At 64.3% G+C, this 16953-nt stretch carries 16 protein-coding genes; 7 read left to right on the top strand and 9 right to left on the bottom strand.

Annotated elements, in window-relative coordinates:
* Positions 1 to 26 precede the first annotated feature (26 nt).
* Positions 27 to 1121: a LacI family DNA-binding transcriptional regulator gene (locus tag KT882_RS15830; protein WP_161073423.1), complete on the top strand. Its 1095-nt coding sequence runs from the start codon at positions 27 to 29 to the stop codon at positions 1119 to 1121.
* On the opposite strand, the gene KT882_RS15825 is transcribed toward KT882_RS15830, so the two are convergent.
* Positions 1107 to 1595, bottom strand: a complete 489-nt coding sequence (locus KT882_RS15825; protein WP_161073422.1) for a hypothetical protein — start codon at positions 1593 to 1595, stop codon at positions 1107 to 1109. The two genes, KT882_RS15830 and KT882_RS15825, sit on opposite strands and share 15 nt — an antisense overlap.
* An 86-nt stretch (positions 1596 to 1681) precedes the next feature.
* A complete protein-coding gene (locus KT882_RS15820) occupies positions 1682 to 2038 on the bottom strand; it encodes an iron chaperone (protein ID WP_228892455.1) in 357 nt (118 codons plus the stop codon).
* A 232-nt stretch (positions 2039 to 2270) separates the two neighbouring features.
* Between KT882_RS15820 and KT882_RS15815 the strand changes: the two genes are divergently transcribed.
* Complete coding sequence (locus tag KT882_RS15815; RefSeq protein ID WP_267478614.1) at positions 2271 to 3287, top strand: IS30 family transposase; 1017 nt, start codon at positions 2271 to 2273, stop codon at positions 3285 to 3287.
* Between the two features lie 108 nt (positions 3288 to 3395).
* On the opposite strand, the gene KT882_RS15810 is transcribed toward KT882_RS15815, so the two are convergent.
* The 4 genes from KT882_RS15810 to KT882_RS15795 all read right to left on the bottom strand — a co-directional run bounded on the left by KT882_RS15810 (position 3396) and on the right by KT882_RS15795 (position 9251).
* Complete coding sequence (locus KT882_RS15810; RefSeq protein ID WP_161075265.1) at positions 3396 to 3980, bottom strand: YdcF family protein; 585 nt, start codon at positions 3978 to 3980, stop codon at positions 3396 to 3398.
* An 11-nt stretch (positions 3981 to 3991) separates the two neighbouring features.
* Positions 3992 to 4351, bottom strand: a complete 360-nt coding sequence (locus KT882_RS15805; protein ID WP_161075266.1) for an MmcQ/YjbR family DNA-binding protein — start codon at positions 4349 to 4351, stop codon at positions 3992 to 3994.
* A gap of 122 nt (positions 4352 to 4473) precedes the next feature.
* Complete coding sequence (cphA, locus tag KT882_RS15800; RefSeq protein WP_161075267.1) at positions 4474 to 7044, bottom strand: cyanophycin synthetase; 2571 nt, start codon at positions 7042 to 7044, stop codon at positions 4474 to 4476.
* Positions 7045 to 7085: 41 nt separating this feature from the next.
* Complete coding sequence (locus tag KT882_RS15795; protein WP_161075268.1) at positions 7086 to 9251, bottom strand: cyanophycin synthetase; 2166 nt, start codon at positions 9249 to 9251, stop codon at positions 7086 to 7088.
* Positions 9252 to 9476: 225 nt separating this feature from the next.
* Between KT882_RS15795 and KT882_RS15790 the strand changes: the two genes are divergently transcribed.
* The 4 genes from KT882_RS15790 (at position 9477) to KT882_RS15775 (ending at position 13320) form a co-directional block, all read left to right on the top strand.
* Entirely contained in the window at positions 9477 to 11759 is a 2283-nt protein-coding gene (locus KT882_RS15790) for a cyanophycin metabolism-associated ABC transporter (protein WP_161075269.1), read from the top strand.
* A complete protein-coding gene (locus KT882_RS15785; RefSeq protein ID WP_161075270.1) occupies positions 11749 to 12234 on the top strand; it encodes a cyanophycin metabolism-associated DUF1854 family protein in 486 nt (161 codons plus the stop codon). Before KT882_RS15790 ends, KT882_RS15785 begins: the two co-directional genes overlap by 11 nt.
* A complete protein-coding gene (locus tag KT882_RS15780) occupies positions 12234 to 12671 on the top strand; it encodes an NUDIX domain-containing protein (RefSeq protein WP_161075271.1) in 438 nt (145 codons plus the stop codon). The genes KT882_RS15785 and KT882_RS15780 overlap by 1 nt, the downstream gene beginning before the upstream one ends.
* A gap of 151 nt (positions 12672 to 12822) precedes the next feature.
* Complete coding sequence (locus tag KT882_RS15775) at positions 12823 to 13320, top strand: hypothetical protein (protein ID WP_161075272.1); 498 nt, start codon at positions 12823 to 12825, stop codon at positions 13318 to 13320.
* Positions 13321 to 13325: 5 nt separating this feature from the next.
* Here KT882_RS15775 and KT882_RS15770 read toward each other — a convergent pair whose 3' ends face one another.
* Genes KT882_RS15770 through KT882_RS15760 form a run of 3 tightly spaced genes read right to left on the bottom strand, consistent with a single transcriptional unit; the run spans position 13326 to position 15747 of the window.
* Positions 13326 to 14081, bottom strand: a complete 756-nt coding sequence (locus KT882_RS15770; RefSeq protein WP_161075273.1) for a LytR/AlgR family response regulator transcription factor — start codon at positions 14079 to 14081, stop codon at positions 13326 to 13328.
* Positions 14078 to 15175, bottom strand: a complete 1098-nt coding sequence (locus tag KT882_RS15765; protein ID WP_228892453.1) for a sensor histidine kinase — start codon at positions 15173 to 15175, stop codon at positions 14078 to 14080. The genes KT882_RS15770 and KT882_RS15765 overlap by 4 nt, the downstream gene beginning before the upstream one ends.
* Positions 15175 to 15747, bottom strand: a complete 573-nt coding sequence (locus KT882_RS15760) for a transcriptional regulator (RefSeq protein ID WP_228892452.1) — start codon at positions 15745 to 15747, stop codon at positions 15175 to 15177. The genes KT882_RS15765 and KT882_RS15760 overlap by 1 nt, the downstream gene beginning before the upstream one ends.
* A gap of 161 nt (positions 15748 to 15908) precedes the next feature.
* On the opposite strand from KT882_RS15760, the gene KT882_RS15755 reads away from it, so the two are divergent.
* Positions 15909 to 16949, top strand: a complete 1041-nt coding sequence (locus KT882_RS15755; protein WP_228892451.1) for an alpha/beta fold hydrolase — start codon at positions 15909 to 15911, stop codon at positions 16947 to 16949.
* The last annotated feature ends 4 nt before the right edge of the window (positions 16950 to 16953 follow it).

Here is a 16953-nt window from a genome sequence, read left to right as displayed (position 1 = left end):
AACATGCAATGCCTGGCCCAACAGAGATGAGACCTACGAAAAACGCGCCGGCACCGAGCGCTGCGGAACACAAGGCAGCCATACTGCGCGACAACCGGCGCGTGACGTCCTACGACGTGGCGCTGGTGGCGGGCGTGTCGCAATCGGCCGTGTCGCGCTGCTTCAAACCGGGCGCCAGCGTGTCCAAGGACACGTTCAAGCGCGTGATGGAAGCGGCCAGCAGCCTGGAATACATCCCCAATGCAGCGGCGCGCAGCCTGATTACGCGGCGCAGCAACATGGTGGCGGTCATCATCTCCAACGCAGCCAATCTCTTCTACCCCGAAGCGCTGTCCGAACTGAGCAAGCAACTGGCGCGGCGCGGCAAGCGCGTGCTGCTGTTCACGCTGAACCGCGAAAGCGAGCTGGACGGCGTGATGAACGACGTCTGGCAATACCAGGTGGACGGTGTGATCGCCGCCGCCACGCTGAGCGAGGCGCAAGTGGCCGAGTTCGAGCGCCGCCGGGTGCCGCTGGTGGTCTTCAACCGCAACCTGCGCGGCCAGGCCGCCAACACCGTGGCCTGCGATCAGTACGAAGCGGGCCGCGCGCTGGCCTCGCGGCTGGCTGCGGCCGGGCACCGCGTGTTCGGCATCATCGACGGCGCGCAGGACAACGCCGTGGCCAGCGAACGCCGGCGCGGCGTCTGCGAACGGCTCGCCGAGCTCATGCTGCCGGAACCGCTGATCGTGCGCGGCAATTTCGACTACACCAGCGGCAAGCTGGGCCTGCGCGAAATCATCGCGCGCAGCAACGGCCGGGTACCGGACGCCGTCATCTGCGGCACCGACGTCATGGCCATAGGCTGCCTGGACTGCGCGCGCCACGAACTCGGGCTGAACGTGCCGGAGCAGCTGTCCGTGGCCGGCTTTGATGCGGTCGAGGCCTCCGAGTGGCTCAGCTACAACCTGACCACCCTGCGCCACCCCATGCAGCAAATGGCGGCAGCGGCGGCCGACCTGCTGCACAACCTAATCGACAACCCCGGTGGCGCCGCCGAGAAGCGCATGTTCGCCCCGCACTTCATCGAAGGCGCCACCGCCCGCCTCGCCCCGCTCGCGTCCGTTTCACTCGCTGCCTAAGGCGGTGCGCTCAGGCCTGGTTGACAGGGCCACCACCGCAGCACCGGCTATCACGATCAGCGCATCCTCAATCAGCCCGCTCCGGGTTTGCCCGATCTGCGCCATGGCCCGCTTGCGGGCAGCGAGCGTCGCGTAGGCAAGCGGCACGGCAGTTGCCACTGCGACTACAGCGCCAGCCTGCTCCCGGCCCTTGGGCGCCAGCGCCGCGCCGGCAATCCCGGCACTCAACACGCGCGCCAGCAGCCCAAGAAAGACAGTCCGGTCAGGTGCGGACTTCATCTTGTCACCGGCCAGCTCTCCGAGCCCCATGGCGAGCGCACCGTACTTGAACACCGGCCGATCCAGCAGGACCAGCTCTCCGCTTGTTTGGCGCTGCGCAAGGCGCGCCGCCGCGAGCGTGGCCATCGGCGTCATGGACCGCGCGCTGGCGACGGCGCCGATCAGAGTGGAAGAAATCAGGCTGCGAGTATTCATCTGTACTACCCCTATGCGAGTGGACGTGTAAGACTCCACCTTAGGGACTATTTCGCATTCCATCTGTTAGATGGGGCATACAAACGCTAGTCCAGCTCAGCCAGCCGGGCGCGCACGAAGTCTTTCACCAAGCCCTCGTCCATACTCCAGTCAACCGGGATATGAAAACAATTCTTAAAAACAACAAGACCCTGGAGCCTCGGCTTGAAAGTCTCCATCACGGAGGCGCTCCATGGAGCAAATGTCAGATGATTTTTGTAAGCAGCCAAGCCGGCCAGATACTTGCCGTTCCAGTGGATGTGCGGGACATTCCAGGCAAGCTTGGCTTTCAGCTCAGGAAACTCGCTGAGCACAAAAGTGATAATGGTGCGAAGTGTTTTCGCCTTTACACTATCCAATGACCCCAAATACTCCTCTACCGACGCAAACGCTTGTGTACCCAATTTGTGCTTTCCTCTACTGAAATCAACACCTCGCCTACCCCTAGGGAGATACAGTGGAATATGTCGTTTAGGCCAGGCTTTTGCCCCGAAGCTAACCATCACGTGGTTCAATATATCGGTGCGACTTGTCTGTGCGTTGCTGAGCAAGCCGACAAAAACCCTGAGCTACCACTTCGTTTGGGACGGTGTTCTCAAAGACCAAGTGCAACACCTTTTGCTGTAAGGTGCCGCCATGGCGAGAATCTACAAACATTTGACAACCCAGGAGCGCGCTGTCGTCATGACCATGCGCGACGACCAGTGCTCCACCCGATCCATTGCTAAACGCCTTTGTCGTTCTGCCAGCACGATCAGCCGCGAACTCAAGCGCACCAGCGGCGTCGGAGTCTATGACGCCGACGCCGCCCATGCACAGTGTCAAGCCCGGCGCGTGCTGCCACGCCGCCTGCCGAAACTGCATCCGGACGGCGTGTTATTCCAGGTGGTCCGGCATCACCTGAATCTTTTCTGGTCACCGCAGCAAATAGCGCGCAAACTCAAGGCCCTTTGGCCAGACGACCCTACCGCGACCGTGTCCCACGAGACTATCTACAACGCCATCTACGTGCATCCGCGCGGTGAACTCAAGCGCGAGTTGATCGCCTGTCTGCGCCACCACAATCAAGTCCGCAAACCCCGCAGCCGGGGCACTGACCGGCGCGGCCAAATCCCGGATATGCAAAGCATCCATATCCGTCCAGCAGAGGTTGAGGACAGGCTCATCCCTGGCCACTGGGAGGGCGACCTCATCAAAGGCGCCGCCAACCGCTCGTCGGTCGGCACGCTGGTCGAACGCACGACCGGCTTTGTGGTGCTCGCCAAGATGGACAACGCCACCACCAAGGCGGTCATCGACAGCTTCTCCGCTGTGCTCAACCGCGAGCCGGCGGCGATGCGCAAGACCATGACTTACAACCAGGGCCGCGAGATGCACGGCCATAAAATCCTTACCGCGCGCACCGGTGTCCAGATCTATTTCGCCGACCCGCACAGCCCTTGGCAGCGCGGCTCGAACGAGAACACCAATGGGCTGCTGCGCCAATACATGCCGAAGGGGTCCGACCTGTCGATCTACTCGCAGGACGAGCTCGACGCCATCGCCTTATCGCTCAATACGCGCCCCAGAGCAAGGCTCAATTACGAATCGCCACTCGTCGTTTATACTCAACACATCGAACTGCTACAACATCCAACTGACACTGTTAATTAACCCAGTGTTGCGCTTGGTATTTGAAACCGCCAAGACAATCCCAAGGCAGATTCAGGATAGCATGTTGCCCAAGTGGAAAAATCACGAATTGTCACTGGGGCCGCTGACTTAGCAGGGTGATCCTGCGCAGGCGTTAATCTCAGCAAGGAAGCCTTCGGCAAGGTAGCGCGGGATCTTGTCGAATTCGCTGAGCACGCGGGCGCGGAATTCTTCATGCTCGTGCCAGCACTCGGCGGGCACGCCAAAATAGTTGACGGGACTAAGGCACATGGTCAATCCGGGCCAGTGTTTTTGCAAGGTCATCAGATAGCGGCGGCTTGAGCATATTTTCCCGATGACGAGGACACTTTGAATCGCGGCGGGGTCCATCACCTCGGCCACCCTGGCGCGGCCGAAGCGGACGTTTTCGCCGGTGTTCGTGGCGGCGCTTTCCAGTATGAGAATGGATTCGGGTATGCCCAGCGCGATCAGCTGTTCGGCGATCATGTCCGCCTCCGCTATCGGCGATGATCCGGTGCAGCCTCCGGATATCAGCAAGCGCTTGAACATGCCCTTCTGCCACAATTCATGCGCCGCTTCGCAGAACTCTGGCACGCCGTGGCGGGTGCCGAAAAGGAATCCCAGGTCCGAAACCCGCGCGGGGAATGACGGCATTACGTAGTCGGCAATGCGTTGCAGATCGTCTTGTGTCATGGGGAAGCCGTTCAAGCTGCCAGCGCAGCCAGGCGCTTGGGCTTGCTCAGGGCGGATAACGCTTTGTCGTAGGACCATTGCAGCAGCTCGGCCAGGTAGTCTGCCGGGAAGTGCTGGACGTTGACGATGGTGACCCAGTGGAAGCGGCCCATGTAGCGGGCGGGTTTGACGCCGGGGACGCCGGTCAGTTCCACAAAGCGGTCGGGCGAAGCGCGGAAGCTGAAGCGCCAGCGCTCGGGCTCGCTGGTCTTGAAGTAGGCGAAGGTCTTGCCGCCTACCGCGTACACCAGGATGTTGCTGGGGGCGCCGTGCAGGGTCTCGGTGGCGCCGGGGAATCCGGCGCAGTGGGCTTTGAGCTGTTTGGTGTCCAATTGTTTGTTCTCCGACGGAGCTGGCGGGTTACGCAGCGGAGCTGCTAACCCGCCCTACGGGTCTCAGCGTCCCCAAAAAAATAAAACCCGCAGTGTGCGGGTTTTATAGAGTGCTGCCAGGCTTAGGCTTCGGCTACGCGTTTGGCGATGTGGGCCAGGGATTCTTCCACCTGGTCCACCAGCACCAGGCACAAGTCTCCCGGCTGCAGGCGCGCCAGCGCTTTGTCGATGGCGATGAACTCGCCATTGATTTCGTCGATGTGCGTGGTGCGCGGCGCGCCGGTCAGGCCCTGGCGCAGCAGCGCTACCACTTCGCCGTCGGCGCGGCCGCGCTGGCACTGGTCCTGGTACAGCAGCACGTCGTCGAAGGCTTTGCCGAGGATTTCGGTCTGCTGGCGGATGTCTTCGTCGCGGCGGTCGCCGGCGCCGGAGATCACCACCGAACGCCGCTTGCCCGGCAGCGCGTCCACGGCCTGCACCAGCGCCAGCATGGCATCCGGATTGTGGCCATAGTCGGCGATCACGGTGGCGCCTTTGTAATTGAACATATTGAAGCGGCCGGGCGCGTTGTCGCTGTCGTTGGCGAAGGTGGCCAGGCCCTTGCGGATCGACTCCCAGTCGATGCCTGCGCCCCACGCGGCGGCCACGGCGGCCATCACGTTCTCAACCTGGAAGCCAATGGCGCCGTTGCGCGTGATCGGCACTTCGGACAGCGGCACCGCTTCCGCGTGCTTGCCTTCGGCGGCGATCAACTGGCCGTCTTCGATGTAGACGGTGCGGCGGCCTTGCGCCAGATGCGTGGCGATAACCGGATGCTCGCGGTCGGCGCCAAAGAAGGTGACCTTGCCTTTGCAGGACGCGGCCATGCCGGCCACGATAGGGTCCATGGCGTTCAGCACGGCCACGCCGTTCTTGTCCACGTTCTGCACAATGACGCGCTTGAGCACCGCCAGGTCTTCCACGGTGGTGATGTAGTTCAGGCCCAGGTGGTCGCCCGCGCCGATGTTGGTCACCACGGCCACTTTGCAGCGGTCGAAGGCCAGGCCTTCGCGCAGCACGCCGCCGCGCGCGGTTTCAAACACGGCCGCGTCCACATCAGGATGCTGCAGCACGTTGCGCGCGCTGCGCGGGCCGGAGCAGTCGCCGCTGTCGGTGCGGCGGCCGTTGATGTAGACGCCGTCGGTATTGGTCATGCCCACGCGCAGGCCGCTGGAGGCCATCAGGTGCGCGATCAGGCGCACGGTCGTGGTCTTGCCGTTGGTGCCGGTCACCGCCACCACGGGAATGCGGCCGTCGTCGCCTTCGGGGAACATGGCCGAGATGATGGCTTCGCCCACCGGACGGCCCTTGCCGTAGGATGGCGTCAAATGCATGCGCAGGCCGGGCGCGGCGTTCACTTCCACCACGCCGCCCGCCTGGGCTTCGATAGGCTGCAGCAGGCTGTCGCACACCACGTCCACGCCGCAGATGTCCAGGCCTATCATCTGCGCCGCTTCCACCGCGCGCGCCGCTACTTCAGGGTGCACGTCGTCGGTCACGTCGGTGGCGCTGCCGCCGGTCGACAGGTTGGCGTTGTTGCGCAGGGTGACGCGCTGGCCTTTGGGCGGCACGGAGTCGGCTTCGTAGCCTTGCAGCGCCAGGCGGCCCAGCGCGATATCGTCAAAGCGGATCTTGGTCAGCGAGGTGGCGTGGCCGGAGCCGCGGCGCGGGTCCGCGTTCACCAGGTCCACCAGTTCGCGCACCGAATGCACGCCGTCGCCAACCACGTGCGGCGGGTCGCGGCGCGCAGCGGCGATCAGCTTGTTGCCGATCACCAGCAGGCGGAAGTCGTGGCCCGGCAGGAAACGTTCGACCAGGATGTCGTCGCGGAATTCGCGCGCGGCGTTGAAGGCCTTGGTCATCTGCTCCTGGGTGGTGACGTTGACCGTCACGCCCTTGCCCTGGTTGCCGTCCTTCGGTTTCACCACGACCGGCAGGCCGACTTCGTTGGCGGCGGCCCAGGCGTCGTCCGCGTCCACTACGGTGCGGCCGTGCGGGACCGGCACGCCGGCGGCGTCCAGCAGCTTCTTGGTCAGTTCCTTGTCCTGCGCGATGGTCTCGGCGATGGCGCCGGTGGAGTCCATTTCGGCAGCCTGGATGCGGCGCTGGCGCGAGCCCCAGCCGAACATCACCATGGAACCCTTGGTCATGCGCTTGAACGGAATGTTACGCACCACGGCCGCGTGCACGATGGCGCCGGTGCTCGGGCCCAGGCGCACGTCTTCGTCCAGGTCGCGCAGTTGGGCCAGCGCGCCGGGCAGGTCGAAGGGCTGGTCGTCCAGCGCGGCTCTCAGCAGCTGCTCGGCCAGTTCCACGGCCAGACGGCCCACTTCTTCTTCGGTGTACTCCACCACCATCTGGTAGATGCCGGTTTCCAGCGTCGCCGTGGTGCGGCTGAAGGTGACCGGGCAGCCCGCTTCGGCTTGCAGCGCCAGCGTGGCCACTTCCAGCACATGCGCCATCGGAATCGCGTCGTTGTGGCCGATGGGCTGCAGCGCCGCAATCCCAGGGAAGCGCGCACGCAGGCGCACTTCGAAACCGGGCAGCTTGTCGATGTTTTCCTCGTCGGGCGTGCAGGAGACGATGGCTTCAACCGCCGTGTGGTGGCTCCAAAGATTGGGACCGCGCAGCGCGCGGATGCGTATAACTTCCATTACCTGTGTCCTGTGTGGTGGTCTGCGTGATACGTGTTGTTTTAGTTGGCCTTGAAGGTGCGCAGCGCGGCGGCGATCAGGCTCGGCTCGAGCTCAAGCGCCCAGCCAGCCGCGATCGCGGCCAATACTGCTTCTTCGTTGCCCGCCTGGCCGGCCGGGATGCAGGACAGCGGCAGCATCGCCACCTCGTTGGCGCCGGCCGCCAGCACAAAGCCGGTCGGGCGCAGGAACACCGCGCGCTCGCCGTCCTGGCGGTGCTCGACGATGGCCGGCAGCTGCTCGTCCAGGCCGTAGAAGATCACGGAGCCGTCGCACAGCTCGGCCATTTCCACCACTTGCGGCTCGGCCGCGTTGAGCACGGCGGCGCCTTCCGGCAGCACCACGTCCACCTGGGTGCGCAGCACGCCGTACATGTCGTCTTCGTCGTTGATGTAGAACTCGGACAGTTCGCCATGGCCGCCGGTATCGGTGACGATGCCCACGGCGCATTTGTCGTAGGCCAGGCCTTCGCTCAGTATCATGCGGCTGCCGTTATGGAACACGGCCGCTTCCACGTTGCGGTTCAGCAGCAGGCGCTGGCCCGAATCCCAGGCCGACAGCGGGCCGCGCGGCACTTTGCGTCCGTTCAGGTAAATGCCTTCTTCGCAGCTCAGGCCCACCGACTTGCCGCTCACTTGCAGCAGCCAGGCGGTCAGGTTGGCGATCAGCGCGCTGTGGCGCTCGCCCGCCACACCCACCACGGGAATGCGGCCGGTGTCGTCCTGCGCGAACAGCTGGTCCACGATGGCCGCGCCCACCGGGCGGGGCTGGCCGCCTTCGGCCGGCTTCAGGTGGGCCAGCAGGCCGGGGCTGGCGTTGACTTCGATAATGGCGCCGCCCTGCTCTTCCAGTGGGCGCGAAATATCCTGCGCCACCAGGTCGATGCCGGCGATGTCCAGGCCAATCACGCGCGCGGCCAGGGTGGCCATTTCGGCGGTGTCCGGGTGCACCAGGTCGGTCACGTCCACCGCCACGTTGCCGTTCGGCTGGATCAGCACCTTGTGGTTGGCTGCCGGCACAGATTCGTGCGTCATGTTCTGGCGCTTCAGCTCCAGGATGATCTCGGCCGATACGTCCGGCTTGATCAGGCCCAGCGGGGAACCTTCGGTCTCGCCGCGGCGCGGGTCGATATTGATGTGCATATCGCACAGCTGCTTGATGGTGTGCTGGCCGTCGCCGGTAATCCACAGCGATTCGCCCTTGGCGGCGGCGATCAGCTTCTTGCCCACCACCAGCAGGCGGTGCTCGTCGCCGGCGATGAAGCGCTCGACGATCACGCTCTTGCTGCCGCCCTTGCGCGCGGCCAGCTCGTAAGCGGCGGCCACGTCGGCTTCGGTGGTCAGGTTCAGCGTGACGCCGCGGCCGTGGTTGCCGTCATAAGGCTTGACCACGACCGGCAGGCCGATGTCTTCGGCCGCTTCCCAGGCTTCCTCGGCGCTGCGCACCAGTTCGCCTTCCGGCACTGGCACGCCGGCCGAAGCCAGCAAGCTCTTGGTCAGGTCCTTGTCGCTGGCAATGCCTTCGGCGATGGCGCTGGTGGCGTCGGTCTCGGCGGTCCAGATGCGGCGCTGGCGCGAACCGTGGCCCAGCTGCACCAGGTTGCCGTCGGTCAGGCGGATGGAAGGAATCTTGCGGTCGGTGGCGGCGTCCACGATATTGGCCGTGCTTGGGCCAAGGCACAGGGACTCGACCATGTCGGTCAGCTCGGCCACGGTGGCGGCCAGATCATACGGACGGTCCTCGATGGCGGCCATCAGCAGCTCGCGGCCGGCGGCCAGCGCGGCGCGGCCCACCTGCTCCTGGCGCGTGCGGAAGGCCATCTTGTAGGTGACGCCGTGGTCCGAGGTCTGCCGGGTTTTGCCGAAACCGGTGCGCATGCCAGCCAGGTTCTGCAGCTCCAGCACCACGTGCTCAAGGATATGGCCGGCATAGGTGCCGTCGCGCAGGCGCTCGTTGAAGCCGCCGCGCTCGCCCACGCCGCAGCGATGTTCGACCAGGTGCGGCAGCAGCGCGGTCAACCGTTCGTACAGGCCCGGGATTTTATCGGAGGGGAAATTTTCGAGCTCGCCAATATCCAGCCAGGCCTCGATTACCGGGCGGTAGGTCCAGATATTAGGTCCGCGCAAGTGTGTTACACGGAGAAATTCAATGTCTTTCTTCTTTGTCATGTTTTTGCTCTTGTACCTCTTGCGGTATACTCCGCAAAAGCGAACCGCCGGCGGCGGTCACCCCTCTTTTATTTCGTCAAATGATGAATAACTGACAGAATACCGTAAATCGCTGCCAAGCCGCTGTTCGCTCTTGGCCTTGCTAATGACGATACTATCCGCTATTTTCCCACTGTTTCAATTTCCTTGCCACTTGGCAAAGCCCGCACTGGAGTATGTTGCACAATGATAACAAAACAGCTTTCTTCGGAACTCAGCCATACAGAACTACCAGAAGTATGGCGTGCCGAAGTGCAACAACAACTTTCCAACGGGGAAAACGTTTCAAGTGCGCTGGAGGTTGACCTCGACGCGCGCTTACATTTTTCCAAGGGCCTTGTGCTCGTCACCGAGCGCCGCATTATGGCACGCGCGCCGGGGGAAACGGTATGGCAATCTTGGCCTTACGGACAGGATTTGACGCTAAAACTGCATGACCATGCGGGCGTCGGCCACCTGGAGTTATTTAACCAACAAGGCCGATTGGCCAACTGGCGCTTCACCCTGGGCCAGAATCTGCTGGCCATCCGCTTGTCCGAAAAGTTCGCCGCGCTGCGCGAGAGCTTTGTCACCGGCCAGCCGATCGTGCGCGACGAGGAGCACATCTGCCCGTCCTGCAAAGCCCCGCTGGAGCCGGACCAGGACGAGTGCCCGATCTGCACCAAGGTGGTCTACACGCCGCCATCCACCTGGACCCTGTTCCGCCTGTGGCGCTTCGCCAAGCCTTACCAGTGGCCGCTGCTGGCCGGTTTCCTGCTGATGCTGCTGAGTACCGCCGCGCACATGATTCCGCCCTACCTGACCATGCCGCTGATGGACAATGTGCTGATTCCTTACCAGAGCGGCAAGCCGGTCGACAAGATGCTGGTGACCATGTACATGAGCGGCCTGCTCGCCTCGGCCGTGCTGGCGTGGATACTGGGCTGGGGCAAGACCTATGTGCTGGCCCTGGTGTCCGAGCGCATCGGCGCGGACCTGCGCACCACAACCTATGAACACCTGCTGCGCCTGTCGCTGGAATACTTCGGCGGCAAGCGCACCGGCGACCTGATGTCGCGCATCGGCAGCGAATCGGACCGCATCTGCGTGTTCCTGTCGCTGCACCTGCTGGACTTCGCCTCCGACGTGCTGATGATTATCATGACCGGCGTGATCCTGGTCTCCATCGACCCGTGGCTGGCCGCCATCACCCTGCTGCCGCTGCCCTTTATCGCTTGGCTGATCCACCTGGTGCGCGACCGCCTGCGCACCGGCTTTGAAAAAATCGACCGCGTGTGGGGTGAAGTGACCAATGTGTTGGCCGATACCATCCCCGGCATCCGCGTGGTGAAAGCCTTCGCCCAGGAGTCGCGCGAAGCGGGCCGCTTCCGCGTGGCCAACAAGCACAACCTGGCCGTGAACGACAAGCTGAACAAGGTGTGGTCGCTGTTTTCGCCCACCGTGTCTTTCCTGACCGAGCTGGGCCTGCTGGTGATCTGGGTGTTCGGCATCTACCAGGTATCGCAATCGCACATCACGGTCGGCGTGCTGAGCGCCTTCGTGGCTTACTCCAGCCGCTTCTACGGCCGCCTGGATTCAATGAGCCGCATCGTGTCCGTTACGCAAAAATCCGCCTCGGCCGCCAAGCGCATTTTCGACATCCTGGACCACGTATCGTCCGTGCCGGAGCCGTCCAACCCGGTCAAGATCGACAAGGTCAAAGGCAATATCGCGCTGCGCGAAGTGGGCTTCCGCTACGGCAACCGCGCCGTCAACCGCAACATCTCCATCAATATCAAGGCCGGCGAAATGGTGGGCCTGGTGGGCCACTCCGGTTCGGGCAAGAGCACGCTGGTCAACCTGATCTGCCGTTTCTACGACGTGACCGAAGGCGCCATCCTGCTGGACGGCGTGGACATCCGCGCGCTGGGCGTGTCGGACTACCGCCGCAACATCGGCCTGGTGCTGCAGGAACCCTTCCTCTTCTTCGGCACCATCGCCGAGAACATCGCCTACGGCAAGCCGGACGCCACCCGCGAGCAAATCATTGCCGCCGCGCGCGCCGCGCATGCGCATGAATTCATCCTGCGCCTGGCGCAAGGCTACGACTCCATGGTGGGCGAGCGCGGCCAGGGCCTGTCCGGCGGCGAGCGCCAGCGTATTTCAATCGCGCGCGCGCTGCTGATCGACCCGCCTATCCTGATACTGGATGAGGCAACCGCCTCGGTGGACTCGGAAACCGAGAAGGAAATCCAGAAAGCGCTGGACAACCTGGTGACCGGCCGCACCACCATCGCCATCGCGCACCGCCTGTCCACGCTGCAAAAGGCGGACCGCCTGGTGGTGCTGGACCGTGGCCGCGTGGTGGAAGAAGGCGGGCACGACGAACTGATGGCCGCCGAAGGCGCCTACTACCGCCTCTACATGGCGCAAGCGCGCAACGTCGATACCGACCTTGACGATTCTCCGGGAAAACGACATGACGACTAATCTCACCCTCAACACCAGCTTCACCCTGGCGCGCGACAGCTTCGGCCGCCTGAACCTGACCGACGCCGCCGGCGCCCTGCACGAAAACGTGTCGCCGGTGCGCGCCTTCCCCATCCAGGCGCCCGAACAGGGCATCTCCCTGGTGAGCACGGACGGCAAGGAAGTCGCGTGGATAGAAAGCCTGGGCGAGCTGTCCGGCGCCAACGCGGCGCTGGTGCGCGAGGAACTGCAGGGGCGCGAGTTCATGCCGGAAATCGCCCGCATCCTGTCCGTGACCAGCTATGCCACGCCGTGCACCTGGAGCGTGGACACCAACCGCGGCCCGACCGAGTTCGTGCTGCGCGGCGAGGAAGACATCCGCCGCATCGGCAGCGACACGCTGCTGGTGTCGGACAACCACGGCATCCACTTCCTGATCCGCAACCAGTACGAACTGGACAAGCACAGCAAGAAGATCCTGGACCGCTTCCTGTAATGAAGCAGAAATCGCTCTCGGCCGGCGCGGTCATCCTGCATGGCAGCGGCGAAGCGCGCCGCTACCTGCTGATGCGCTGCTTCCAGTACTGGGACTTCCCGAAAGGGATGGTCGAGCCGGGCGAATCGCCCTTCCTGGCCGCGCAGCGGGAAATCTACGAGGAAGCCACGCTGCGCGACCTGGCCTTCCCCTGGGGCGAGCAGTTCACGGAAACCGCGCCCTACGGCGACGGCAAGGTGGCGCGCTACTACCTGGCCGTGAGTCCCACGCGCGACGTGGTGCTGGGCGTAAGCGAGGAACTGGGCTTCCCAGAGCACGACGAATTCCGCTGGGTGGACGTGGACGAAGCGCGCTCCCTGCTGGGCGCCCGGGTGCGCGCCGTGCTGGAGTGGGCGCACCAGCTCAGCGCCACCCCCCCGGCCTCCCCGTCCGCCTGAGCACACCACGAAAGTAGTCAAAAAGCAACATCCTTTGCGCTGCCAGCCAGCACTAGGTGCTGCTTTTTGTTTACATTGTTTTCCCCCGGGTCTAGCATCATAGGCGTGGGCAATTTTGATTGCCTATGAAGAAACCACGCCGGAGACCGCCATGAGCCGCACCCCACTCGTCCGCCAACTTAGCCTGCTGCTGGCAGCCGGCTGGCTGGCTGCGGTGGCGCCGCAAGCCTGGGCCAGCGACGCCACACTCCCGTCAACCCCGTCCCAGTCTTCCGCAGCCCTCACCCAGCCCGCCGCCGCGTCCGCATTTGATGCGATCGAACAGCCAGACCCGCTGTCGCTGTCGGCCGCCAACAGCTTTACCCACGTCTACCTGACTCCCGCCGGCTTCTCGCGGACGCCAGCCAATGACAGCAACGGCAGCCGCCTGCACCTGCCGCGCCAGGACCCGGATCTGGACGCCATCGATCCCTATGGCGGCTCGCGCTACCCGGCCAGGCCGGACGACGAGATCAGTCCCGCCGCGCTGTGGATTTCCGGGCTGGGCCTGCTCACCGCCACCATTTCCGGCATTCTGCTCTATGCGCGCAACCCCATTTCGCGCAAGCGCAAGTACCGCAACCGGCCCGGCGAATCGCGCCGCAGGTAAAAGCCCTACATCCCCTTGAACCGATGCTGGAAACGCTGGCTCACCGGCAGGCGCGCCGCGTGGCCGCGCAGTGACAGCCACAGCGCCCCATCGCCATCCCTGACGGCGGCAGCGATACGCTTTACCGCCACCACATGGCTGCGGTGCACCTGCCAATAGCCCGCCTCGTCCAGCATCTCGGCCAGCTCCTTGAGCGGCGTGCGGATATGGGCCTCGAGCTTGTCCGTCACCACCCGCGTGTACTTCGCCTCCGCCGAAAAATAGACCACGTCCGCCAGGTCGATGAAATGGATGGTCTGGCCGACGGACGCCTGCAGCCAGGACGGCGCGGACGGTTTCGGCTGCAGCCGCGCCATCAGGCGCGTAAGGTCCGGCGGGGGCTGGTTCAGGCGGGCACGCACACGCTCAACGCAGCGCGCCAGCCGGGCCGGGTCGGCTGGCTTGAGTACATAGTCCACCGCGCCCTCGTCGAAAGCCGCCACCGCGTGTTCATGGAACGCGGTCACGAACACCACATGCGTGCGCAGGCCGAAGGTGCGCGCCAGTTCCAGCCCGCTGAGCCCCGGCATGCGGATATCGAGAAAGGCCACGTCCGGCGCCAGTTCCTGCGCCATGCGCAGCGCCTGGTAGCCATCCCCCGCCTCGCCCACCAGCTCGGCCTCGGGCCACAGCCGGCGCAGCGCCTCGGCCAATTCGGCGCGCAGCAAAGGCTCGTCGTCCGCAATCATCACGCGCGGACGCGCCGCCATAAATTCATTCATGCCACCGTCTCCGTCGATACAGCCGCCGCGCCGGCCCAGGACAGGGGCAGCCGAAGCTCGGCTTCCGTCCGCCCCTCGCCGCCAGTCCGCAGTTCAAATCCCGCGCTGTCGCCGAACTGGGCCGCCAGCCGCTCGCGTACATTGCGCAAACCCACGCCGCTGCCGAACACCGTTTGCGCCAGTCCAGCGCCGCTGTCGGCCACCAATATATGCAAAACCCCGCCTACCTGCGCAGCGCTGACGCTCACACGCACTTCGCCCGGCTTGGCCTCCACCCCGTGCCGCACCGCGTTTTCCACCAGCGACATCAGCATCAGCGGCGGCATGGCGGCCAGCTTCAGCTCCGCCGGGCAGGCCACGTCAAACGACATCCGCTCGCCGAACCGTATCGCCATCAGCGCCAGATAGTGCTCCGCCAGCTCGCACTCGCGTCCCAATGTGGATGAGGGCGTGCGCATATCGGGCAGCGCGGTGTGCAGATAGGCGATCAGATGGTCCAGCATGCGCACCGCCTTTTCCGGCTCATGCCGCGCCAGGTAGCGCGTGTTCGCCAGCGTGTTGTACAGGAAGTGCGGCTCGACCTGCGCCTGCAGGGACTTGAGCTCGGCCGCCAGCGCGGACTGCTTTAGCCCAGCCATTTGCAGCGCCTGTGATTGCCGCCGCAAAGCCGCCAGCGGGAACGCCAGCAGCAAAGCGCACAGCGCCAAAGCGCTACCGAAAATGCGGCCATCGCCCAAGCCGTCAATGCCAAGCCCAGCTTTCAGAACGCGATAAACCAGCACGGCGCCACCCGCCCCCGCAACCACGCCGGCTGCCAGGCCGGCCCACGCCCAGGCCCAGCCTTGGTCCTGGGCGGACTGCTGCGGCGGCAGTACCAGCCGCACCAGCAGCAGCAACGCGGCAGCGATGGCCAGCGCCGCCAGCAAGGCGCCGAACAACGCCAACCACGCCAGCGAATGCTTGTGCCACGCGGCCACCACCAACAGCAGCAATATGGCGGCGCTGGCCGCCGCCTGTTTTCCGCTACAGCCGGCCAGCCGCAGCAGGGCTGGCGCAGGCCCCAGTTCCGCCTCCGGAAATGCCGTACCCGCCATTACAGCGCAGGCTCCAATGGCAGCGTGCGGGTGCGCGCAAAGACATCAACCGGCACGTCTTTGCCTACTACCTCCACACTGATATTGTCGATCCACGTCTCGCCGGAACCCCGGCTGATCAGGCCAAGTGACACCATGCTCGCATCCTCAGCCACATCCAGCACCACGCTGCGGCGTTCCCATACCATGGTGCCTTTCATTGGCTTCTCCACGGTGTTGTAGAACGATGCCGAGTGCTTCCGCGGCGTATCAACCCGCATCCACAGGCCTGCATAGCCGCTCACCGCGTGGGTCATGACGTCCGCCTGCAGACGCAGCCTCTTGCCACGATAATTCTCGGCCGAGAACTGCTGCATGAGCGTTCCGAAGCTCGTACCGTCGCCCGAAACCATGCGCAGATACTTGGCGCCCCTGTTTCCGCTGGCGCTGCCGTCGAGATCCACGCCGGCTCGATACATTTCCGGCGACTTTCCTGAAACGAACCAAGGTTCTGGTACTGAGGAAGCCGGCTGCGCCAGCGCCAATACACAAGCTGCGGCCGACGCGGCAGTAAGTACAAAGTGAGGTTTCATAATGCATTTTCCCATGGCATGACCAAATTGTCATGCCGGCCACTTTGCCGAAACGGGAACCGTTTGGGGGCTCCGTGCGACAAGCGCGCCCCGGCACCGACCAGCGCACGCAAAGCGCGACGAATGCGTTACATTAGTGTTTTTTTAATTGACCAAAAACCATGCCGACCATGCCAGCCGGACGCATCCTGCTCTCCGCCCTCGTGTTCCTGCCGCTGCTTGCGCGCGCAGCCTGCACCTCGCCCACCCAGCCCCTGAACGAGGAAGGCTACGTGAAGATAGGCGGCATCGAGCAATGGGTGACGATCAAGGGCAGCAGCTGCGCCAACCCGGTGGTGCTGATTGTGCACGGCGGCCCCGGCAACCCCATGAGCCCTTATGCCGCCAAGCTCTATGGCCCATGGGAGAAGGACTACACCCTGGTGCAGTGGGACCAGCGCGGCGCAGGCCGCACCTACGCAAAAAGCCCGCCGGCGGAAGGCGAAACGCTCACGCTTGAACGCCTGGCCAGCGACGGCAACGAAGTGGCCAGCTACGTTTCCCGCCACCTGGGCAAACAAAAACTGATCCTCATGGGCAGCTCCTGGGGCTCCATCCTCGGCGTGCACATGCTCAAAGGGAGCCGGTCCCAATATGCGGCCTATGTCGGCACCGCCCAGGTGGTAAACGGCACCGGCACGCAGATCAGCAGCTATGCCGCCGTGATGGCGATCGCGCGCGCCACGCAGGACCAGGACGTGACAGCTAAGCTCGACGCCCTGGGCGCCCCGCCCTGGACCAACCCGCGCAACTTCGGCGTGCTGCGCCGCGCGGTACGGAAGTATGAAGGCCAGCGCACCGAGCCCGCACCGAAGGAGTGGTGGCAGCCCGAGGCGCAGTACGCAACGCCCCAAGCGCAAGCGGACTACGAGGCAGGCGAAGACTACTCCTTCGTACAGTTCGTCGGCATGAAAGGCGACGGCATGGCCTCCAAGGTGAACCTGCCCGCGCTGGGCACAAGCTTCCCCATGCCGGTCTTCATGGTGCAGGGAGCGGACGACTTGCTGACGCTCCCGCACGACACGCGCCGCTATTTCGACAGCATCAATGCGCCGCAAAAGGAATACATCACCGTTCCCCGCACCGGCCACGATCCCAACCAGCCCATGCTGGACGCCCAGTTCAAGCTACTGCAGGAGCGCGTGCGCAAGCTGGCGCTGTAGGCGC

This window comes from Pseudoduganella aquatica (assembly GCF_020865585.1).
Classification (GTDB): domain Bacteria; phylum Pseudomonadota; class Gammaproteobacteria; order Burkholderiales; family Burkholderiaceae_D; genus Rugamonas; species Rugamonas aquatica_A.
The sequence above is the reverse complement of the archived record's forward strand: the minus strand, read 5'-3'. Positions and strand labels throughout refer to the sequence as shown.